This is a genomic window from Paraburkholderia sp. J69-1 (assembly GCF_905220255.1).
Classification (GTDB): Bacteria; Pseudomonadota; Gammaproteobacteria; order Burkholderiales; family Burkholderiaceae; genus Paraburkholderia.
In genome coordinates this window covers 39830-60217 of record NZ_CAJMZG010000012.1, presented here as the reverse complement: position 1 = coordinate 60217, position 20388 = coordinate 39830, and the positions used below count along the sequence as shown (strand labels likewise).

At 62.4% G+C, this 20388-nt stretch carries 18 protein-coding genes and 1 tRNA gene; 7 read left to right on the top strand and 12 right to left on the bottom strand.

Translation table 11 applies throughout. The features are described 5' to 3' along the window. Positions 1-10: 10 nt before the first annotated feature. The 6 genes from U5A67_RS22265 to U5A67_RS22240 form a co-directional block, all read right to left on the bottom strand. Entirely contained in the window at positions 11-328 is a 318-nt protein-coding gene (locus U5A67_RS22265; RefSeq protein ID WP_241023452.1) for a hypothetical protein, read from the bottom strand. Positions 329-422: 94 nt separating this feature from the next. Further along, positions 423-1646 carry a ribonucleotide-diphosphate reductase subunit beta gene (locus U5A67_RS22260; protein ID WP_321816197.1) on the bottom strand — a complete coding sequence of 408 codons (1224 nt, stop codon included), beginning with the start codon at positions 1644-1646 and terminating at the stop codon, positions 423-425. A gap of 688 nt (positions 1647-2334) precedes the next feature. Further along, complete coding sequence (locus U5A67_RS22255; RefSeq protein ID WP_321816196.1) at positions 2335-5316, bottom strand: ribonucleoside-diphosphate reductase subunit alpha; 2982 nt, start codon at positions 5314-5316, stop codon at positions 2335-2337. 557 nt (positions 5317-5873) lie between these two features. Beyond that, the gene (gene ampD / locus U5A67_RS22250) at positions 5874-6491 is read right to left on the bottom strand and encodes a 1,6-anhydro-N-acetylmuramyl-L-alanine amidase AmpD (protein WP_321816195.1); all 618 of its coding nucleotides are present in this window, start codon (positions 6489-6491) and stop codon (positions 5874-5876) included. Then, positions 6488-6817 (bottom strand): PP0621 family protein, encoded by a 330-nt coding sequence (locus tag U5A67_RS22245; protein ID WP_321816194.1) that lies wholly within the window; start codon positions 6815-6817, stop codon positions 6488-6490. Before U5A67_RS22245 ends, ampD begins: the two co-directional genes overlap by 4 nt. A 59-nt stretch (positions 6818-6876) precedes the next feature. Further along, positions 6877-7824 (bottom strand): inner membrane protein YpjD, encoded by a 948-nt coding sequence (locus U5A67_RS22240; protein ID WP_205983418.1) that lies wholly within the window; start codon positions 7822-7824, stop codon positions 6877-6879. A 111-nt stretch (positions 7825-7935) separates the two neighbouring features. Here U5A67_RS22240 and ffh point away from each other — a divergent pair, with 111 nt between their 5' ends. Continuing rightward, positions 7936-9303, top strand: a complete 1368-nt coding sequence (gene ffh, locus U5A67_RS22235) for a signal recognition particle protein (RefSeq protein WP_027817969.1) — start codon at positions 7936-7938, stop codon at positions 9301-9303. Positions 9304-9462: 159 nt separating this feature from the next. Next, positions 9463-10014: a hypoxanthine-guanine phosphoribosyltransferase gene (locus tag U5A67_RS22230; RefSeq protein WP_205983419.1), complete on the top strand. Its 552-nt coding sequence runs from the start codon at positions 9463-9465 to the stop codon at positions 10012-10014. A 95-nt stretch (positions 10015-10109) separates the two neighbouring features. Here U5A67_RS22230 and U5A67_RS22225 read toward each other — a convergent pair whose 3' ends face one another. Together U5A67_RS22225 and U5A67_RS22220 are read right to left on the bottom strand one after the other, a co-directional pair. Then, entirely contained in the window at positions 10110-10709 is a 600-nt protein-coding gene (locus tag U5A67_RS22225; RefSeq protein WP_205983420.1) for a MarC family protein, read from the bottom strand. A gap of 40 nt (positions 10710-10749) precedes the next feature. After that, on the bottom strand, positions 10750-12486 hold the full coding sequence (locus U5A67_RS22220) for a proline--tRNA ligase (protein ID WP_205983421.1): 1737 nt from the start codon (positions 12484-12486) through the stop codon (positions 10750-10752). A 241-nt stretch (positions 12487-12727) separates the two neighbouring features. Between U5A67_RS22220 and U5A67_RS22215 the strand changes: the two genes are divergently transcribed. Both U5A67_RS22215 and U5A67_RS22210 read left to right on the top strand, forming a co-directional pair. Next, positions 12728-13402: an RNA pyrophosphohydrolase gene (locus tag U5A67_RS22215; protein WP_205983422.1), complete on the top strand. Its 675-nt coding sequence runs from the start codon at positions 12728-12730 to the stop codon at positions 13400-13402. Positions 13403-13585: 183 nt separating this feature from the next. Further along, positions 13586-14149 carry a CNP1-like family protein gene (locus U5A67_RS22210; protein ID WP_205983423.1) on the top strand — a complete coding sequence of 188 codons (564 nt, stop codon included), beginning with the start codon at positions 13586-13588 and terminating at the stop codon, positions 14147-14149. A gap of 90 nt (positions 14150-14239) precedes the next feature. Here the strand turns inward: U5A67_RS22210 and proB are convergent, their stop codons facing one another. The 4 genes from proB to rplU all read right to left on the bottom strand — a co-directional run bounded on the left by proB (position 14240) and on the right by rplU (position 17367). Beyond that, positions 14240-15358 carry a glutamate 5-kinase gene (proB, locus tag U5A67_RS22205; RefSeq protein ID WP_205983424.1) on the bottom strand — a complete coding sequence of 373 codons (1119 nt, stop codon included), beginning with the start codon at positions 15356-15358 and terminating at the stop codon, positions 14240-14242. An 82-nt stretch (positions 15359-15440) separates the two neighbouring features. Further along, positions 15441-16556: an Obg family GTPase CgtA gene (gene cgtA, locus U5A67_RS22200; RefSeq protein WP_205983425.1), complete on the bottom strand. Its 1116-nt coding sequence runs from the start codon at positions 16554-16556 to the stop codon at positions 15441-15443. Positions 16557-16765: 209 nt separating this feature from the next. Continuing rightward, the gene (gene rpmA, locus U5A67_RS22195) at positions 16766-17029 is read right to left on the bottom strand and encodes a 50S ribosomal protein L27 (RefSeq protein WP_167069419.1); all 264 of its coding nucleotides are present in this window, start codon (positions 17027-17029) and stop codon (positions 16766-16768) included. A gap of 26 nt (positions 17030-17055) precedes the next feature. Then, on the bottom strand, positions 17056-17367 hold the full coding sequence (gene rplU / locus U5A67_RS22190) for a 50S ribosomal protein L21 (protein ID WP_007180329.1): 312 nt from the start codon (positions 17365-17367) through the stop codon (positions 17056-17058). Between the two features lie 286 nt (positions 17368-17653). On the opposite strand from rplU, the gene U5A67_RS22185 reads away from it, so the two are divergent. The 3 genes from U5A67_RS22185 (at position 17654) to U5A67_RS22175 (ending at position 20291) form a co-directional block, all read left to right on the top strand. Continuing rightward, positions 17654-18646 carry a polyprenyl synthetase family protein gene (locus U5A67_RS22185; protein ID WP_205983426.1) on the top strand — a complete coding sequence of 331 codons (993 nt, stop codon included), beginning with the start codon at positions 17654-17656 and terminating at the stop codon, positions 18644-18646. Positions 18647-18686: 40 nt separating this feature from the next. Further along, a tRNA-Pro gene (locus U5A67_RS22180) sits at positions 18687-18763 on the top strand. 199 nt (positions 18764-18962) lie between these two features. Further along, positions 18963-20291, top strand: coding sequence for an HlyC/CorC family transporter (locus tag U5A67_RS22175; RefSeq protein WP_205983427.1), 1329 nt, complete (start codon positions 18963-18965; stop codon positions 20289-20291). The last annotated feature ends 97 nt before the right edge of the window (positions 20292-20388 follow it).

The following is a 20388-nucleotide window of genomic DNA, read 5'->3' as shown; positions in this document are numbered from 1 at the left end:
CAGATGAGAGTCAGTTCAAACTACACCCTTCGTCAAAACCCGCTTCCCGCAAACGCTTCTCAGGGCGCACGCTACAAAGCGGGCTATTCATCGGCGTACGCTGATCCCGCGCGCTTACGCTAATGAATGCGGTAAGGCGCGCCGTGCTAAAAAGCACGGCGCGCCGAGTCATTCCGGCGTCGGCTACCGACACCGGGCAACGTTCGTTGAGGGCGCAAGCCACATGGCTCGCGCCTTTTTCCGGGGGGAAGTTTGCCCATCCCTCTGAAGGGTTTGCAAAGTGCCTTGCACGTAAGTGAGCCACCAGGGCTCCGGGCACGCTTTGCATCAGGCGTTCCTGCTCCTAATCGTCATGCCGGCGAAGGCGCTCGCGTAGCGCCTTGCGGCAACCCCAAATGACTGACTGACGCAGTGCGTCCGGATTACTCCCAGGACAGCGCACCGCCCGTCTGGTATTCAATCACGCGCGTCTCGAAGAAGTTGCGTTCCTTCTTCAGGTCGATCATTTCGCTCATCCACGGGAACGGGTTCTCTTCGTTCGGGAACAGCGCGTCGAGGCCGATCTGCTGGCAGCGACGGTTGCAGATGAAGCGCAGATAGCTCTTGAACATCGAAGCGTTCAGGCCGAGCACGCCACGCGGCATGGTGTCTTCCGCGTAACGGTATTCGAGTTCGACGGCTTGCTTGAACAGTTCGGTGATTTCCGCGCGGAACGCCGGGGTCCACAGCTGCGGGTTTTCGAGCTTGATCTGGTTGATCAGGTCGATGCCGAAATTGCAGTGCATCGACTCGTCGCGCAGGATGTACTGATACTGCTCCGCAGCGCCCGTCATCTTGTTCTGGCGGCCGAGCGCGAGAATCTGCGTGAAGCCCACATAGAAGAACAGACCTTCCATGATGCAGGCGAACACGATCAGCGACTTGAGCAGCGTCTGGTCGGCTTCGAGCGTACCGGTCTTGAACGCGGGGTCCGTGAGCGTCGTGATGAACGGGATCAGGAACTCGTCCTTGTCGCGGATCGACTTGACCTCGTGGTACGCGTTGAAGATTTCGCTCTCGTCCAGGCCGAGCGATTCAACGATGTACTGGTACGCGTGCGTGTGGATCGCCTCTTCGAATGCCTGGCGCAGCAGGAACTGGCGGCATTCGGGCGCCGTGATGTGCCGGTAGGTACCGAGCACGATGTTGTTGGCGGCGAGGGAGTCGGCGGTCACGAAGAAGCCGAGGTTGCGCTTCACGATGCGGCGCTCGTCCTCGGTCAGACCATTCGGGTCTTTCCACAGGGCGATGTCGCGCGACATGTTCACTTCCTGCGGCATCCAGTGATTGGCACAACCAGCCAGGTACTTCTCCCAGGCCCACTTGTACTTGAACGGGACCAACTGATTGACGTCGGTCTGACCGTTGATGATGCGCTTGTCGGCGACATTCACGCGGCCTTCGGTCGAAACCGGCGTCTGCGGCGGCGGTGCGACTGCGAAGTCGGCGGCGAAGATGTTCTGCGCCGAAGAGGACTGAGGAGCGGAGTGCAGTGCGGACTGCATGCCCGGAACAGAGGCAGCCTGACCCGCGAGGTTGCGCATTGCGTTTTGCTGCGCACCGCTCGACGGAGTTACGGCCGTGTTCTCGTCATCCCAGTTGAGCATAAATGTCACCATCAATTTAGAACGGTTTGTACCATCTTTTCGTGAGCGGTAAAAGGGTTCGCACACGAAAAAACCTGTTTTCGATTCGCGTTGCGACCTCGATACAACACTTTGTTATCGCATCGTGTCGATCGACTCGCGTGAACAGTGCGCAAGCTTCGCTTCTGCGTTGCTCGAGCGTCACTGTCGCGACGCGATTCGTGGTCTTCGCGCAATCGTGAGCGCCGGTGAAAGAGCTTCAGCATCGCGCGTGTTTCACGCTTCGTCTGCTGTCACTTCTCACTGCGCTTTTCATCTCGATTCGCTTCGCGCCTGCTGCGTGGCTTGCATGCTTCGCTGCTTGCTTCGCTACCTGCTTCGCGCTACTGCAACGGCAGACTTCGCTGCGTCTCGCCGTGTGTTCCGCGCACCTCGCGCGCCTCGCGAAAAACCCCAGGGATTCCTGAAGCCTGCCGCACGCGACGTGAGAACACCCTGCGAGCAACACGCGTGCCGCCGTGCATTTCACACATCGCGAGGAGTGCACCGGAGAGACAGGCGGCGCGCGTTGCGCACGCCGCCCTTTCAAACGCTACGACTACGACTATTGTTTACTACGCGTACTGCTGAACTGAACTGCCTGGGTCCTGCGTCATGCGCGCAGTGTTGCACTGCGCGCTGACGCTTTATGGCAGCTCTACCTGCAACCTTACTGGCAAGCCTCGCACTCTTCGAAGCCTGCATCGCCCGGACGCATCATGCACACCGGACCTTCTGCTTCCGGTGCGGCTTCGACCGCCTGCTCGGGAGCCGATTGCATCACCGTCGAGCCGCCGTTGCCGGCTGCGCCACCTGCTGCACCGAAGCCAGCACCACCTGCTGCGCCGCCGCCGTTCGAACCGCCCGTCGGCACTGCGTTGAGCGCGCCGTGTGCGACCGTCGACTTCTCGACGTGCGTGGCGGCCATCGTGCGCAGGTAGTACGTGGTCTTCAGACCGCGCACCCATGCGAGCTTGTAGATCTCGTCGAGCTTCTTGCCCGATGCGCCGGCCATGAAGATGTTCAGCGACTGCGCCTGGTCGATCCACTTCTGACGACGCGATGCCGCTTCGACGAGCCACGTCGGATCGACTTCGAACGCCGTGGCGTACACCGCGCGCAGATCGGCCGGGATACGGTCGATGCGCGAGAGCATGCCGTCGAAGTACTTCAGGTCGGCGACCATGACTTCGTCCCACAGGCCGCGCGTCTTCAGGTCACGTACGAGGTAGTCGTTGACCACCGTGAATTCGCCCGAGAGGTTCGACTTCACGTAGAGGTTCTGGAACGTCGGCTCGATACACGGCGACACGCCGATGATGTTCGAGATGGTCGCGGTCGGTGCGATCGCGACGCAGTTCGAGTTACGCATGCCGTGCGTAGCGATGCGCTCGCGCAGCGAGGTCCAGTCCATCGTTTCGCTCGTGTCGACTTCGACGTAACCGCCGCGTGCTTCTTCGAGCAGCTTGAGCGTGTCCTGCGGGAGGATGCCGCGATCCCACAGCGAGCCACGGTAGGTCGAGTAACGGCCGCGCTCGGCTGCCAGTTCCGTCGACGCCCAGTAAGCGTAGTAGCAGACCGCTTCCATCGAACGATCGGCGAACTCGACGGCTTCCTGCGAAGCAAACGGCGTGCGCAGAACGTGCAGGCAGTCCTGGAAGCCCATGACGCCCATGCCGACCGGACGGTGCTTCAGGTTCGAGTTACGCGCCTTCGCCACCGCGTAGTAGTTGATGTCGATGACGTTGTCGAGCATGCGCATCGCGACGCTGATGGTGCGCTTGAGCTTGTCGTGGTCCAGAGCGAACGTGCCGTCGGCCTGTTCGATCATGTGCGCGACGAGGTTCACCGAACCCAGGTTACACACGGCGATTTCCGTGTCGCTGGTGTTCAGCGTGATTTCCGTGCACAGGTTCGACGAGTGGACGACGCCGACGTGCTGCTGCGGCGAGCGCACGTTGCAAGGATCCTTGAACGTGATCCACGGGTGGCCCGTTTCGAACAGCATGCCCAGCATCTTGCGCCACAGTTGCGCTGCCGGCAGCTTCTTGAACAGCTTGATCTCGCCGCGTGCGGCCTTGTCTTCGTAAGCGACGTAAGCCTTCTCGAAATCGGCGCCGAACAGGTCGTGCAGATCCGGGCAGGTCGACGGCGAGAACAGCGTCCAGTCACCGCCTTCCATCACGCGCTTCATGAACAGGTCGGGAATCCAGTTCGCCGTGTTCATGTCGTGCGTGCGGCGGCGATCGTCGCCCGTGTTCTTGCGCAGCTCGAGGAATTCTTCGATGTCCAGGTGCCACGTTTCCAGGTACGCGCAGACCGCGCCCTTGCGCTTGCCGCCCTGGTTCACCGCGACGGCCGTGTCGTTCACGACCTTCAGGAACGGCACCACGCCTTGCGACTTGCCGTTCGTGCCCTTGATGTGCGAACCGAGTGCACGCACGCGCGTCCAGTCGTTGCCCAGACCGCCGGCAAACTTCGACAGCAGTGCGTTGTCCTTGAGCGCTTCGTAGATGCCGTCGAGATCGTCGGCGACCGTCGTCAGATAGCACGACGACAGCTGCGAGCGGTGCGTACCCGAGTTGAACAGCGTGGGCGTCGACGACATGAAGTCGAACGACGAGAGCACGTTGTAGAACTCGATCGCGCGCGCTTCGCGGTCGATTTCGTTGAGCGACAGACCCATGGCGACGCGCATGAAGAATGCCTGCGGCATTTCGATACGCGTACCGCCGATGTGCAGGAAGTAGCGGTCATACAGCGTCTGCAGGCCGAGGTAGCCGAACTGCAGGTCGCGGCCCGCGTCGAGCGCGTTACCGAGACGCTTGAGGTCGAACTGCTGGAGCTTGTCGTCGAGCAGGCCGGCTTCGACGCCGCGCTTGATGAACTGCGGGAAGTATTCAGCGTAGCGCCAGCCCATGTCGGCTTGCGTGACTTCTTCTTCCAGAATTTCGCGACGGATCGTGTGCAGCAGGATGCGCGACGTGACCTGGCTGTATGCCGGGTCCTTTTCGATCATCGTGCGCGCGGCCAGGATCGCCGAATCATAGACCTGCGACATCGGCACGCCGTCGTACAGGTTCTTGATCGTTTCCGCGACGATCGGGTCCGGGTTCACGGCTTCGCCCAGGCCTTCGCAGGTCGAAGCGATCAGCGCGCGCAGCGCGTTCATGTCGAGCGGACGCGTAACGCCGTTGTCGGTCACGTTGATGCCAGGCGCTGCTGCCGCTTCCGGCGCATGCGTGCGTTCCTGGCTGCGCTTCTCGCGATACAGGACGTAGGCGCGCGCAACGTTGTGCTCGCCGCCGCGCATCAGCGCGAGTTCGACCTGATCCTGAATGTCTTCGATGTGGAACGTGCCGCCGTTCGGACGGCTGCGCACCAGCGCGCGCACGACGTTCTGCGTGAGCTGCTCAACGAGTTCGCGCACGCGTGCCGACGCTGCACCCTGCCCGCCGTTCACGGCCAGGAAAGCCTTGGTCATGGCGAGGGCGATCTTCGACGGCTCGAAGCCGACAACGCTGCCGTTACGGCGGATCACCTTGTGGTCGGCGAACTGCGTTGCGCCGGTCTGGCCGTCCTGCGGCTGACCACCCAGCTGCGCGGCGGGCGCGCCTTCATACCGGGTCGAGACGTTATCGGTCGTTTGCATGTGCAAAGCTCCTGGTCCTGGAAATGTGCGAAGGAAATTCGCGAATTAATACGGATGCCGCGCCCCCGAGTGCGCGGACGATTTTGCGGAGAGAACGAGCCAGCCTGGCGAGTTGGCCGGATGCGGCAAGGCAGATGAACCACGTAGCGTTCCGGTTTTCATCGTGTATGCCGCGATCATTGGCTGTACCTTTTCTCTCGATATCAGCCGGTGCGCGGGCCTTCTGGCCAGCTGCACCGCACAAGTTTTTCGTATGCCGCTAATGCGCGCGGCGCCATGCTCACCAGAGCGGGGCGCCGCAGAACAACACAACATATGGTGTAAAGCCGTGCTTCGGGTACGAAGTATAGTGGAAGCGCCGCGCAGTCAAAGAAGAAAATGCGAAGAAAATTTAGGCCTGGAGTCTTGACAGCACGTAAAGCCTAGACGGCGCGGGCATTTGAGCGCGACGTCGATTTTCGTGCGGCGAAAAAGCCCATACGCCGCACTACGGTTAGCGCGGCAAAAGGCCTTCCGTTTAGTTGCGCTTCACTGCGTCACGACGCCGCGAACACCGTTCACGATCCGTCGCGCCCATGAAGATAGGGAAAGAACACATCGCCCAGTTGCGTCTCGCGCTGCAGACGCGTCCAGTCGAAATGCGGTCCCGGATCGGTCTTGCGTCCCGGCGCGATATCCGAGTGACCGGCGAGCGCATCGATCGGATAGTGCGCGCACAGCGCGCGCACGAGGGGCGCGAGTGTCGCATATTGCGCGGCTTCGAAGGGCTGGGTGTCGCTGCCTTCGAGTTCGATGCCGATCGAGAAATCGTTACAGCGCTCGCGCCCGAAGAAGCTCGACAGACCCGCATGCCACGCGCGCTCGTCGCACGAGACGAACTGTTCGAGCGCGCCATCGCGATGAATCACGAAATGCGCGGAGACCCGCACGCCGCGCAGATGCGCATCGAAATACGGATGCGCATCGCAGTCGAGGCGATTGAGGAACAGATCCGCGATCTCGGGACCACCGAAGGTATCGGGCGGCAGGCTGATGTTGTGCACGACGATGAGCGTCGGCACCGCGCCCTCAGGGCGCGCTTCGAAATTCGGTGACGGCAGCTGTTGAGCCGCAGCCACCCAGCCTTGCGTATCGACGTCGAAAGCAGGCGCTTGCGGCGAACCAGCGTGACTCATCGCGCGGGACGGTTCTGGCTGGTCTTGCGCGCGTCGTAGGCGCGAGCGTGCGCGGCGCTGCAGAAGGACTGCTCGCCCACGCTCACCGACTCGCTGCGCGGCGCGTGCACGCCGCACTCGGCACAGCGCACCATCGGCTCGGCCAGCACGGCAGTGCCGGTTTCCGCACCGGCAGCACCGCCGTTCGCACGCCGCGCGCCCTGCCCCGGCTGACGCGGATCGACGCCAGGACGCGCTTGCGGCGATTGCGTCTGCGCACGGCGCAGCGTTTTGAAGAACCACTGTCCGACGAAGAACAGCAGGATCAGGAGAAGAATCTGTCTCATTAATTCAGCGTATGAAGCGGTGCGCGTCGCCGCGAACGGCGCCGCGCATCAGGCGACCATCAAACGACGGGACGATGCAGCAGCACTTCGAACACGAAGCGGCTACCGACATAAGCAAGCAGCAGCGCGACGAACGACGCGATCACCCAGCGCAGCGCCGAGCGGCCACGCCAGCCCGAAATCTTGCGCGCCGTGAGCAGCGTGCCGAACATCAGCCACGAGAGAAACGCGAACACGGTCTTGTGATCGAGCGACAGCGGACGGTCGATCAACTGCTCGCTGAACACGATGCCCGACACCAGCGTGGCCGTGAGCAGCACGAAACCCGCGCCGATCAGACGGAACAGCAGCTTTTCCATCGTCAGCAGCGGCGGCAGCGTTTCGATCCAGTTCGACAGCCAGCCGCCGCCCTTGTTGCCGGCGTTGCGCTGGAAGCCCGCGCCCTTGAGCGCATGCAGACGACGCTCGACGGCGAGCATCAGCACCGCATGGAGCGCGGCGATCGCGAACAGACCATAGGCCACATTGGCGATGACGAAGTGCAGCTTGAAGAGCGGCGCGGCCGCATACGGCAGCACGCGCACGCCACCGAACAGGAGCGGCAGGATCGACGCCAGCGCCGCCAGCGGCAACAGCAGAAGACGCAGACCGTCGAGCGCGAAGAAAAAGCTCTCGATCCAGTAGATCACCGCGCCGAGCCAGAACATCGCCGACAACGCAAACGCGAAGCCGAAGATCATTTCGTTGGCGGGGAAGATCGTCATATGCAGCAGCAGACCGTGCGCCGCGAGCGCGACGAACAGCAAAGCGCGCGAGAGCACGCCGAAGCTGCGCGCACGCGCGGCGTCGAGATCCGCGCCGGGCAGGCCCGTCGGGCCGGCCGTCACCGGAACCGGCGGCACGCTGCCGAAAAGCGGCTCGACGCTGGCGCGGCGCAATGCGCGCCAGTCGGCGGCGCACAGACCGCCGTACAGGAGCACGGTGAAGGCATACAGTACAATATCCATGTTCGAAGTTTACTATAGGCCCCCTGGCCGCGCGGCAAACACACAGAAGCGCGACGAAACGCGGCGCTGCCGCTGCGTGCACCACCGGGCCTCACTGCTCACCGCCTCCCCATGCTCGACAATCTCACTCAACGGATGGCGCGCGTCGTCAAGACGCTGCGCGGCGAAGCCCGGCTGACCGAAGCCAATACGCAGGAAATGCTGCGCGAGGTCCGTCTCGCGCTGCTGGAAGCGGACGTGGCGCTGCCCGTCGTGCGCGAATTCATCGCCAAGGTCAAGGAAAAGGCGCTGGGCGAGGAAGTCATCAGCAGCCTCTCGCCGGGCCAGGCGCTCGTCGGCGTGGTGCAGCGCGAGCTGACCGCCGTGATCGGCGGCGACTACGAAGGCAAGGCCGTCGAGCTGAATCTCGCCGTCACGCCGCCCGCCGTCATCCTCATGGCCGGTCTGCAGGGCGCGGGTAAGACCACCACGGTCGGCAAGCTGGCCAAGCTGCTGCGCGAGAAGTACAAGAAGAAGGTCCTGACCGTTTCCTGTGACGTCTACCGCCCTGCCGCTATCGCGCAGTTGAAGACGGTGACGGAACAGGTCGGCGCCGACTTCTTCCCCTCGCAGCCCGATCAAAAGCCGGTCGATATCGCCGCCGCCGCCGTGGACTGGGCCAAGCGCCATTACCACGACGTTCTGCTCGTCGACACGGCCGGTCGCCTCGGTATCGACGAGGCGATGATGAACGAAATCACCGCGCTGCACGCCTCGCTCAAGCCGGCTGAAACGCTGTTCGTGGTCGACGCGATGCTCGGTCAGGACGCGGTCAACACGGCCAAGGCATTCAACGACGCCCTGCCGCTCACCGGCGTGGTGCTCACCAAGCTCGACGGCGACTCGCGCGGCGGCGCGGCGCTGTCCGTGCGCCACATCACCGGCAAGCCGATCAAGTTCGTCGGCGTGGCGGAAAAGCTCGACGGTCTGGAAGTGTTCCACCCGGACCGCATGGCCAACCGTATTCTCGGCATGGGCGACATTCTCGCCCTCGTCGAAGAAGCGCAGCGCGGCGTTGACGTTCAAGCCGCCCAGAAGCTCGCCGACAAGGTCAAGAAAGGTGGCGACTTCGACCTCAACGACTTCCGCGCCCAACTCACGCAGATGAAGAGCATGGGCGGCCTGTCGTCGCTGATGGACAAGCTGCCCGCTCAGTTCCAGCAAGCCGCCTCGGGCGCCAACATGGGCCAGGCCGAAAAGCAGATGCGCCGCATGGAAGGCATCATCAATTCGATGACCGCCCAGGAGCGCGCCAAGCCCGATCTCATCAAGGCCACGCGCAAGCGCCGCATCGCAGCGGGCGCGGGCGTGCAGGTGCAGGAAGTGAACCGTCTGCTCAATCAGTACGACCAGATGCGCACCATGATGAAGAAGCTCAAGGGCGGCAACCTGCAAAAGATGATGCGCGGCATGAAGGGCATGATGCCCGGCATGCGCTGATTCACGATCTTTTCTGTTCCGGGCTGCGCGGCATGAACGCGCGCGCAACCCGATACGACGCGGCGCGCGAGCTGGACAATGAAGCGCGGGTTTTTGCTGTAGCGCGCGCCGTCGTTATTTTCCACACTGAATAGCTACAGCCACTGCCCCGCCAGAGTCATGAATCGCGAAGAAGCCCTCCATATTTTCAGCCACTCCGAAGAAATCGTTTCGGTGAGTGAGGTCAACGCGTCGATCGGCCGGATGGCCGAAGCCATTCGCGCCGATGTCAGCGAGGAATTCCCGCTCGTGCTGTCGGTGATGGGCGGCGCGGCGGTGTTCACCGGCATGCTGTTGCCGCACCTCGATTTCCCGCTCGAGTTCGACTACATCCACCTCACGCGCTACCGCAACGCCATCAAGGGCAGCGCGGAAATGCAGTGGCGCGTGGCGCCGCGCGAGTCGGTGAAGGACCGCGTCGTGCTCGTGCTCGACGACATCCTCGACGAAGGCGAAACCATGGCCGCGATCCGCGACCGCATCATGGACATGGGCGCGAAGCGTTTCCTGTCGGCGGTGCTGTGCGAGAAGATCATTCCGAAGGCGAAGCCGCTGCATCCGGACTACTGCGGCTTTTCGGTGCCGGACCGCTATGTGTTTGGCTGCGGCATGGACGCGAAGGGTTACTGGCGTAACCTGCCGACGATCCGCGCGCTGACCGAAGGTGCGTAACCCGGTCGTGTAAGCGACGCGCCTACCGGGCGCAGCATGAAAAAAAAGCGACCCGCGGGTCGCTTTTTTGTTGCCGTCGAGGCGGCGAAACGCAATCAAAGGTGATGCACGAACGCGGCAATCCCCGCGAGGATCATCTCCACCGAAATCGCCACGAGCACCAATCCCATCAAGCGCTCGAAAGCCGTCACCACGCGCTCGCCCAGCCACTGCTGGATGCGCTCCGCGAGCACCAGCACGATCGCGCAGATCGCCATCGTCACGATCAGCGCGCCGATCCACTCGAACAGTTTGCCCGGCGCCTGCGACGTCAGCAGCATCACCGTGGCCAGCGCCGACGGCCCCGCCAGCGCGGGAATCGCCAGCGGCACGATCAGCGGCTCGCCGTCTTTATCGCCGCCGCCGAACGGGCCGCCCGGATGCGGGAAGATCATGCGCAGCGCGATCAGGAACAGCACGATGCCGCCGCCGATGCGCAGCGACGTATCCGTGAGCCCCATCATCCGCAGGAAGCCGTTGCCGGCCACCATGAAGATCAGCAGGATCACGAAGGCGATCGCCACTTCGCGCAGGATCACGATCGCCCGGCGCTCGCGCGCCACGTGATGCAGGCAACCGATGAAAAGCGGAATATTGCCGAGCGGATCGGTGATGAGCAGCAGCAGGATCGTCGCGGACAGGAAGCTGTACTCCACGTTCGCAACGCTCCTTAGCTGAGGTTCATCGAAACAGGCATCAGGCCTTCAGTGCGGCCAGCACCTTCTGCGCCACGGTCTGCGCGGCTTCTTCAGCCGGCAGCAGCGTCGCTTCGGTGTCGCGGCGGCCCTGATACTCGATCTTGCCTTCCTTCAGGCCACGATCGCCGATCACCAGACGATGCGGCACGCCGATCAGTTCCCAGTCGGCGAACATCACGCCCGGACGCTCGCCGCGATCGTCGAGGATCACGTCGATGCCGGCAGCAACCAGTTCGTTGTACACACGTTCGGCGTGCTCGCGCACGAGCTCGCTGCGATCCATGCCCATCGGGCACACGACCACCTGGAACGGCGCAATCGATTCCGGCCAGATGATGCCCTTGTCGTCGAAGTTCTGCTCGATCGCCGCACCCAGGATACGCGTGACGCCGATACCGTAGCAGCCCATCTGCATCGGCGCGGGCTTGCCGTTTTCCGCGAGGAACGTCGCGCCCATTGCTTCCGAATACTTGGTGCCGAGCTGGAACACGTGGCCCACTTCGATACCGCGGCAGATGTCGATCACACCCTTGCCATCCGGCGACGGATCGCCCTTCTTGACGTTGCGGATGTCGGCGACGACCGGCTCCGGCAGATCGCGGCCCCAGTTCACGCCCGTGGTGTGGAAGTCGACGTCGTTCGAGCCGACCACGAAGTCGCTCATGTTCGCGACCGTGCGGTCCGCGATCACCTTGACCGGCTTCTTCGTGTTGAGCGGGCCGAGGTAGCCCGGCGGCGTGCCGAACCATTCGACGATTTCGGCTTCGGTCGCCATGCGGAAACCCGACAGACCCTCGATCTTGCTCGCCTTGATCTCGTTCAGATCGTGGTCGCCACGCAGCATCAGCAGCCAGATCGTGGGTTCGGCGCCTTCGTTGTCGGTCGCGAGAATGATCGACTTGATGGTCTTTTCGAGCGGAATGTCGAGCAGCTTCGCGACGGCTTCGCACTTCGCAGCGCCGGGCGTCGAGGTCTTCGTGAGCGCTTCGCTGGCTGCGGCGCGCTCGGCGATCAACGGCAGGGCTTCGGTGGCTTCGACGTTGGCGGCGAATTCCGAGGTCGGGCAATAAGCGATATCGTCTTCGCCGGTTTCGGCGATCACGTGGAATTCGTGCGAGCCGCTGCCGCCGATCGAGCCGTTATCGGCCACGACTGCGCGGAAATTCAGACCCAGACGCGTGAAGATGCGCACGTAAGCGTCGTACATCTTCTCGTACGAGAGCTTCAGGCCGTCCACGTCCTTATCGAACGAGTACGCGTCCTTCATGATGAATTCGCGGCCGCGCATCACGCCAAAACGGGGACGGATTTCGTCGCGGAACTTCGTCTGTACCTGGTAGAAGTTCACCGGCATCTGACGGTAGCTCTTGATCTGGTTGCGCGCGATGTCGGTAACGACTTCTTCGTGCGTCGGCCCCATCACGAAATCGCTTTGCTTGCGGTCCTTGAAGCGCAGCAGTTCCGGCCCGTATTTCTCCCAGCGCCCCGATTCCTGCCAGAGTTCGGCCGGCTGCACCGCCGGCATCAGCAGTTCGATGGCGCCCGCGCGGTTCATTTCCTCGCGCACGATCTGCTCGACCTTGCGGATCGAACGCAGGCCGATCGGCAGATAGTTGTAAATGCCGCCCGCAACGCGACGGATCATGCCGGCGCGGATCATCAACTTGTGGCTGACGATTTCGGCGTCAGCCGGCGCTTCCTTGAGGGTGCCGATAAAGAAACGGGAGGCTTTCATTCAGGGTTTTTTCCAAAAGCGGCGGCAACGGGAGGCCGCCCGAAAGTGTCCAACGGTGGAGATCACAGACCCGACATTATGACAACGCCCCGGGCGCCGCGCAGGTGAGACTGGCGAGCGGCACGACAGACGCATTTTTGCGCCTTCATGGCAAAACGCTCCAAACTTCTGGCCGCCGGGTGCGTGAGGACCGTTATCTGTTTATAATCAAAGCAATTTTAAAGGATTCGAAGGTGGTTGTATGCTGGATCGTGAGGGGTTTCGCCCGAACGTCGGCATCATCCTCTTGAACGCGCGAAACGAGGTGTTTTGGGGTAAACGGGTTCGCGAACATTCCTGGCAGTTTCCGCAAGGGGGCATCAAATATGGTGAGACCCCCATGCAGGCAATGTTTCGGGAGTTGCACGAAGAAACCGGTTTGCATCCGGAGCACGTCAAGATCGTCGGTCGCACGCGCGACTGGCTGCGTTATGAGGTGCCGGACAAGTTCATCAAGCGCGAAGTGCGCGGCCATTATCGCGGTCAGAAACAGATCTGGTTTCTGCTGCGCATGGTCGGGCGCGATTGCGATATCTGCCTGAGGGCAACAGAGCATCCCGAGTTCGATGCATGGCGCTGGAATGAATACTGGGTGCCGCTCGAAGCGGTCATCGAGTTCAAGCGCGATGTCTACCAACTGGCGCTCACCGAGCTGTCGCGCTTTTTGCGACGCCCGGCGATGCCGCGTGTCGAGCGTGTAAGCGCCCACGGCCCGCACGGTCATGAAGTGCGCTATCCGCGCCTCATCACGTCCGCGCATGCCGAGGCGGTACAGCTCGAGCCCACGTTCGTGGATGACTCGATCCACGTCTCGCTGGATCGCGACTGCGACCCCGCGGGGAGTATGATCGAGCCTGCGCCGGACGAGCATGGTTAATCCGTGGGCGGGTCACCGGGTTGTTATCCGGTCATTGCCCCGCCTGCTCGCGACGTCGCACCCAACGCCCGGACCGGCCTCGCCGCCGTAGCGCACGAGTTGCGCTGCGTGGCGCATGGCGGTCCGCATCCGCGGCGCCGCGCATTCGTGCGCGCAGCGCCGGTGCATCGAAGGAATATCGATTTGAAACGACTGGCTCTTGCTGCGGTGTGCGCCGCGGCCGCAAGTAGCGTCCTGCTGTCCGGTTGCGGCAGTTCCGGCCCCACCAACAAGGACGACAGCGCCTTTACCTATCTGCTCGACCGCAAGGGCGAATGGAAGGAAAACACGCTCGAAAGCCTGCCGGCCCTGCCCGGCGCGAACGCGCAGCTCTACGGCTTCGACGTCTCGAACAACACGCCGCTGAAGTTCGCCGTCGATCCGGCCTCGCTGAGCGTCGGCACCGATGGCGTGGTGCGCTACACGATCGTCATCACGAGCCCGAATGGCGCGCGCAACATCAACTACGAAGGCATTCGCTGCGACACCTACGAGTGGCGCCTCTACGCGAGCCTGAACGCCGACCACAACGGCTGGGACCAGACCGTCGCCAACGACTGGTCGCGCATCGAGAACGGCACGCTCAACGCGTACCAGTCGAGGCTCTATCAGGACTACTTCTGCGCCAACAAGATGCCGATCGCGAAAGCATCGGTGATCGGCGAGAACATTCGCTTCGGCCGCACGCAATCGACACTCGTGCGCTGATATCCGCGCGCGACGCCAATAAAAAAGCCGCAGCAGTCATCGACTGTTGCGGCTTTTTCTTTGTGCACTGAGCTTGCGTACTTAGGCTTTTTAGATCAGCACGAGATTGTCGCGATGGATCAGTTCCGGCTCCAGCATATAGCCGAGCACGCCTTCGATCTCGCCGCTAGGGTGACGCTGGATCAGCTTCGTTTCCGCGCTGCTGTAGTTGGTCAGGCCGCGTGCGACTTCCTGGCCGGACGGATTCAGACACGCGATCACTTCGCCGCGCGCGAACGCGCCCTGCACGCCCACCACGCCGATCGGCAGCAGACTCTTGCCGTCAGCCGTGAGCTTTTGCACCGCGCCGTCGTCGATCACGACATGACCGCGCACCTGCAGGTGATCCGCCATCCATTGCTTGCGCGCCGCCATGCGCGCCGTGCGTGCGATCAGTTGCGTACCGATCGCCTCGCCCTGCGCGAGACGCACGAGCACCTGCTCTTCGCGCCCGCTCGCGATCACCGTATTCGCGCCGCTGTGCGCCGCGCGCTTGGCCGCGAGAATCTTGGTGAGCATGCCGCCACGGCCGATGCTCGACCCTGCGCCGCCCGCCATCGCTTCCAGCTCCGGCTTGCCGGCATCGGCTTCCTGCACGAGCGTGGCGGCCGGATCTTTACGCGGATCGGCCGTGTAGAGACCGCTTTGATCGGTGAGGATCACCAGCGCGTCGCCTTCGATCAGGTTCGCCACGAGCGCGCCAAGCGTGTCGTTATCGCCGAACTTGATTTCGTCGGTGACGACCGTGTCGTTCTCGTTGATGATCGGCACTACGCCCAGACGCAACAGCGTAAGCAGCGTCGAGCGCGCGTTCAGATAACGTTCGCGGTCGGCCAGGTCGGCGTGCGTGAGCAGAATCTGCGCGGTGCGGATGTCGTGCTCCGCGAAGCGGCTCTCGTACACCTGCGCGAGACCCATCTGGCCCACTGCCGCAGCCGCCTGAAGTTCGTCGATTTCGCGCGGACGCTTCGTCCAGCCCAGACGCTGCATGCCTTCGGCAATCGCGCCCGAACTCACGAGCACGACTTCCTTGCCCTGCGCACGCAGCGCCGCGATCTGCGCGGCCCAGCGGCCAATGGCCGCATGATCGAGCCCGCGGCCATCGTTCGTGACGAGGCTGGAACCGACTTTCACTACCAGACGCCGGGAATCGGCGATGACGGAACGCATGCTGCGCGGTCTCCCCAAATGACTGATGACGCGTGAAGCAACCGGCGCGGCCCGAGGGCCGCTTGCCGGCTCGAACGATGAATTACTCCTGCGGCTCCTGCGCGGCGCCGCCATTCTGGCCAGACGCGGCATCGCGGAAGCGCACGTCGGAGGCGAGATCTTCCGCTTCCTCTGCACGGCGCGCGTCCGAATGCTCGGAGATGTAGTCGTAGATCGCGTAGCAGAGATTTTCGCAGCCCTGCCCCGTGAGTGCCGAAATCTCGAACACCGGGCCGTCCCACTCGAAACGCTCGACGAAGTCGGCGATACGCGCGGCACGTTCTTCTTCCGGCACCATGTCGAGCTTGTTCAGCACGAGCCAGCGCGGCTTCTCGAACAACATTTCGTCGTACTTGCGCAGTTCGCCGACGATGGCCTTCGCTTCCGCGACCGGATCGACCGCTTCATCGAACGGTGCGAGGTCGACAAGATGCAGCAGCAGGTTGGTGCGCTGCAAGTGACGCAGGAACTGGTGACCGAGGCCCGCGCCTTCCGCTGCGCCTTCGATCAGGCCAGGAATGTCGGCGATCACGAAGCTCTTGCTCGGACCCACGCGCACCACGCCCAGATTCGGCGCAAGCGTCGTGAACGGGTAATCGGCGATCTTCGGCTTCGCGTTCGACACCGAGGAAATAAAGGTGGACTTGCCCGCATTGGGCATGCCGAGCAGACCGACGTCGGCCAGCACCTTCAGTTCGAGGCGCAGCATGCGGCGCTCGCCCGCCTTGCCGTCGGTCTTCTGACGCGGCGCGCGGTTGGTCGACGACTTGAAGTGCAGGTTGCCGAGGCCGCCCGCGCCGCCTTGCGCCACCATCACGCGCTGGTCGTGCTCGGTGAGGTCGGCGATGAACTCGCCGGTTTCCATGTCGGTGATGGCCGTGCCCACCGGCATGCGCAGCGTGATGTCGTCGCCGCCCTTGCCATAGCAGTCAGCGCCACGGCCATTTTCGCCGTTACGCGCCAGATGCTTCTTGGTATAGCGGTAGTCGATCAGCGTATTGATATTGCGGTCGGCAACCACGTAGACGCTGCCGCCTCGCCCGCCGTCGCCGCCATCCGGCCCGCCGAACGGGACGAATTTCTCGCGTCGCATCGACGCGCTGCCATCGCCCCCATCGCCGGCGATGACTTCGATCTTCGCTTCGTCAATGAACTTCATGCGTTACTCCGTCCCGTAATCGGTGAATCGTCGGTAATTCGTTATTGTGCCCACGTATTGTGCTCGCCGGGGCCATGCTTGCCCACCTGACCGAACGGCCAACGGCGATCCCAACGCGTTGCGCCCTTACGTGGACCTGGGCGCAGATAAAGAAAAAGCCCCGCAAACTTCGCGGGGCCTTCCTTGCGTCGATTGCTAGCAGCTAAAACTTACGCTGCTACCGGTACGACGTTGACCATGTGCTTGTTGGCTGCGCCCTTGATCGCGAACGAGACGTGGCCGTCGACCAGCGCGTAAAGCGTGTGGTCCTTGCCGATGCCAACGTTCAGACCCGGGTGCATACGCGTACCGCGCTGGCGAACGATGATGCCGCCTGCGAGGATAGCCTGGCCGCCGAACACCTTAACGCCAAGTCGTTTCGACTCTGAGTCGCGGCCGTTACGTGACGACCCGCCTGCCTTTTTGTGTGCCATTTGTTTGCTCCTTTACCGGCGTGCGCTTACGCGTTGATAGCGTCGATGCGCAGTTCGGTGTAGTTCTGGCGGTGGCCGCCATGCTTCTGGTAGTGCTTCCGGCGACGCATCTTGAAGATGGTCACTTTGGCGTGTCGGCCTTGCGACACAACGGTGGCCTTGACGGAAGCCCCACTGACCAGCGGCGTACCGAACTTAATCGATTCGCCTTCGCCCACTGCGAGAACCTGGTCGAGCGTGATTTCTGCGTCAATGTCAGCCGGTATCTGTTCTACTTTGAGTTTTTCGCCAACGGCAACTTTGTACTGCTTGCCGCCGGTTTTTATGACCGCGTACATTGAGAACCTCACTCTAAAATATCTTTTCAGACGCACTGCGCGCCCGAAACCTTAGATTATACATAGAGTTAGCTGCACGGTCAAAAGGTATTGACAAGCACGCGCGCCGTGTTCCTGCGCGCCGCGCGACAAGGCTTTGCGGCAGGTTTGATGATGACTTCGCGCCGTAGCGAAGCGCCCGTCCCGCCACACAAAAATAGAGGGAAGCATCGGCCGGACGGCAGAGCTACATAGGGCCCGCGACCGATTCGCCTTATAATCCGCGGCACTACCTATATTTGCCATCATGTCGTCCACCGCCACCCCTACCCCCAGCGCAGCGACCTTGCTTGCGCCCATCGCCAGCGACATGGAGCAGGTGAATCGTGTCATCCGGCAGAGTCTGGCGTCCGAGGTGATGCTGATCAACCAGATCTCCGAGTACATCATCAGTGCGGGCGGCAAGCGGCTGCGTCCGGCGCTGCTGCTGCTCGTGGCTGGCGCGCTCGGCGATCGCAGTTCGCATCGTCATACGCTCGCGGCTGTCGTCGAGTTCATCCACACGGCCACCCTGCTGCACGACGACGTCGTCGACGAATCCGACCTGCGGCGCGGCCGCCAGACGGCCAATGCGCTGTTCGGCAACGCGGCCAGCGTGCTGGTGGGCGACTATCTGTATTCGCGCTCGTTCGAGATGATGGTGGGTGTCGGCAAGATGCGCGTGATGGAAATCCTCTCGCAGGCCACCACGATCATTTCCGAAGGGGAAGTGCTGCAACTCCTGAACATGCATGATGCGGACGTCGATACCGAACGCTATATGCAGGTCATCCGTTACAAGACGGCCAAACTGTTCGAGGCAGCGGCACAACTGGGCGCCGTGCTTTCGGGGGCGGATGCCCGCACCGAAGAAGCCGCGGCGGAATACGGCCGGCGCATGGGTACGGCGTTCCAGATCATGGACGACTGGCTCGACTACACCGGCACGGCCGAATCGATGGGCAAGAACGCCGGCGACGATCTGCGCGAAGGCAAGCCCACGCTGCCGCTGATCTGGCTGATCGAACACGGCACGGCTGCGGAAGCTGCGCTCGCGCGCGAAGCCATCGAGCAAGGCGGCACCACGCGTTTCGACGAAATCTTCGACGCCATCACGCGTTCGGGCGCACTCGACCACACCCTCCAATGCGCGAAAGCAGAGGCTCAAGCAGCGGCCGATGCAATTTCTTCATTTCCCTCTTCCCAATACAAAGAGAGCCTGCTAGAATTATGTTCTTACTCGACGACGCGCCAGTCTTAACGAAGACGAAGCAAGCCGGAAGAGTAAAAGCAGTAAAATTCGGGGTGTAGCTTAGCCTGGTAGAGCGCTACGTTCGGGACGTAGAGGCCGGAGGTTCGAATCCTCTCACCCCGACCAGAATTCAAAAAAAACCGCACACGTGTTGTGCGGTTTTTTTTCGTCTGCGTTTTTTGTCTGTCCTTTCCCTTGCGCAAGCGCGCACAAAGCCCAGCCGATGCCGCCCCTGGCCGGACGGCCAACGCCCTCCCCGCCACGGCTGACGCGCGGCACCCCTCTGTTATAGTTTCCTCACCCGATCCCCTCACTTTCTCCAAGCGTGGACCACCTTCCCTTATGGGCGCAGATTTGCGCCGTCTTCGTCCTGCTCATCTGCTCCAGCTTCTTCTCCATCTCCGAAACGGCGATGATGGCGCTCAACCGCCATCGGCTGAAATATCTCGCGACCCACAACGCGCTCGGCGCAAAGACCACGCAGAAACTGCTCGCGCGCACCGACCTGCTGCTGTCCGTCATCCTGATCGGCAACAACCTGTTCAACACGATCATTCCGGTGCTCACCACCTCGATCGCGCTGCACACCTTCGGTCATAACAACCTCGTGCTGTCGATCGCGACCGGCATCGTCGCGTTTCTGATCATCGTGTTTGCGGAAATCACGCCGAAGATCGTCGGCGCCACGTTCCCGGAAAAAATCGCGCTGCCCGCCAGCCTGCTGATCGCGCCGCTCATGCGCGTGACGAAGCCCATCATCTGGTTCGTCAACATGTTTGCGAACACGATCCTGCGCGTGCTGCACATCAATACGAGCAAGGCGCACGACCAGCGGCTCTCGACCGAAGAACTGCGCACCATCGTGCTGGAGTCCGGCAGCTTCATGCCGACCAAGCACCGCAGCATCCTGTTGAACCTGTTCGATCTCGAAAACATCACCGTCGATGACGTGATGATTCCGCGTCGACGTATCGAAGCGCTCGACTTCAACGCGCCTCTGGAAGAGATCCTGCATCAGCTCGAAACCTGCTATCACAACAAGCTGATCGTCTATCAAGGCGATATCGACCGCGTGCTGGGTGTGCTGCATGTGCGCAAGACGCTGGCCGCCCTGCACAACCAGGATTTCGAGCGCGAGACGCTGCGCGAACTGCTGGCTGAACCGTACTTCGTGCCCACCGGCACGCCGGTGTTCCAGCAACTTCAGTACTTCCAGGAAAGCCGTCACCGTATTGCGCTGGTGGTGAACGAGTATGGCGAGATGGAAGGACTGCTCACGCCGGAAGACATCATCGAAGAGCTGATCGGCGAATTCACCACCACCATGCCGCGCAGCGGTACGGGACGCGGCGGATGGAACGATCAGGGCGAGTGCATCGTGCCGGGCAGCATGCCCTTGCGCGAACTCAACCGCTGGCTGCATATGAAGCTGCCGACCGACGGGCCGAAGACGCTCAACGGTTTGATCCTCGAAGTGCTCGAAGAGATTCCCGAAGGCGACGTGTGCGTGCAGATCGGCGACGTGAAACTCGAAGTCATGCGCGCCGACGACCAGGCCGTGCGCACGGTCAAACTCTTCAAACCGGGCACGACGCCGGGTAAGGGCGCGCGCGCCACGCTGGAGAAAGCGAAGAAGCTGTTGCCGGGCCGCTAGACCCGTTCGCCTCGCGCGCATCGTTAGCCATTCGGCCGAGTGGTGCGCGACTTCACATCAGCCGATCATGAAGCCGTCTCTCGCACACGGCGGCTTC

What these genes read in the sequence shown, in the direction of transcription:
- U5A67_RS22265 (WP_241023452.1), bottom strand. Translation starts at nt 328, where the DNA reads ATGCAAAGCGTGCCCGGAGCCCTGGTGGCTCACTTACGTGCAAGGCAC.
- U5A67_RS22255 (WP_321816196.1), bottom strand. Translation starts at nt 5,316, where the DNA reads ATGCAAACGACCGATAACGTCTCGACCCGGTATGAAGGCGCGCCCGCC.
- U5A67_RS22215 (WP_205983422.1), top strand. Translation starts at nt 12,728, where the DNA reads ATGCTGGATCGTGAGGGGTTTCGCCCGAACGTCGGCATCATCCTCTTG.
- U5A67_RS22230 (WP_205983419.1), top strand. Translation starts at nt 9,463, where the DNA reads ATGAATCGCGAAGAAGCCCTCCATATTTTCAGCCACTCCGAAGAAATC.
- cgtA (WP_205983425.1), bottom strand. Translation starts at nt 16,556, where the DNA reads ATGAAGTTCATTGACGAAGCGAAGATCGAAGTCATCGCCGGCGATGGG.
- U5A67_RS22185 (WP_205983426.1), top strand. Translation starts at nt 17,654, where the DNA reads ATGTCGTCCACCGCCACCCCTACCCCCAGCGCAGCGACCTTGCTTGCG.
- U5A67_RS22220 (WP_205983421.1), bottom strand. Translation starts at nt 12,486, where the DNA reads ATGAAAGCCTCCCGTTTCTTTATCGGCACCCTCAAGGAAGCGCCGGCT.
- proB (WP_205983424.1), bottom strand. Translation starts at nt 15,358, where the DNA reads ATGCGTTCCGTCATCGCCGATTCCCGGCGTCTGGTAGTGAAAGTCGGT.
- rpmA (WP_167069419.1), bottom strand. Translation starts at nt 17,029, where the DNA reads ATGGCACACAAAAAGGCAGGCGGGTCGTCACGTAACGGCCGCGACTCA.
- rplU (WP_007180329.1), bottom strand. Translation starts at nt 17,367, where the DNA reads ATGTACGCGGTCATAAAAACCGGCGGCAAGCAGTACAAAGTTGCCGTT.
- ampD (WP_321816195.1), bottom strand. Translation starts at nt 6,491, where the DNA reads ATGAGTCACGCTGGTTCGCCGCAAGCGCCTGCTTTCGACGTCGATACG.
- U5A67_RS22240 (WP_205983418.1), bottom strand. Translation starts at nt 7,824, where the DNA reads ATGGATATTGTACTGTATGCCTTCACCGTGCTCCTGTACGGCGGTCTG.
- U5A67_RS22260 (WP_321816197.1), bottom strand. Translation starts at nt 1,646, where the DNA reads ATGCTCAACTGGGATGACGAGAACACGGCCGTAACTCCGTCGAGCGGT.
- ffh (WP_027817969.1), top strand. Translation starts at nt 7,936, where the DNA reads ATGCTCGACAATCTCACTCAACGGATGGCGCGCGTCGTCAAGACGCTG.
- U5A67_RS22245 (WP_321816194.1), bottom strand. Translation starts at nt 6,817, where the DNA reads ATGAGACAGATTCTTCTCCTGATCCTGCTGTTCTTCGTCGGACAGTGG.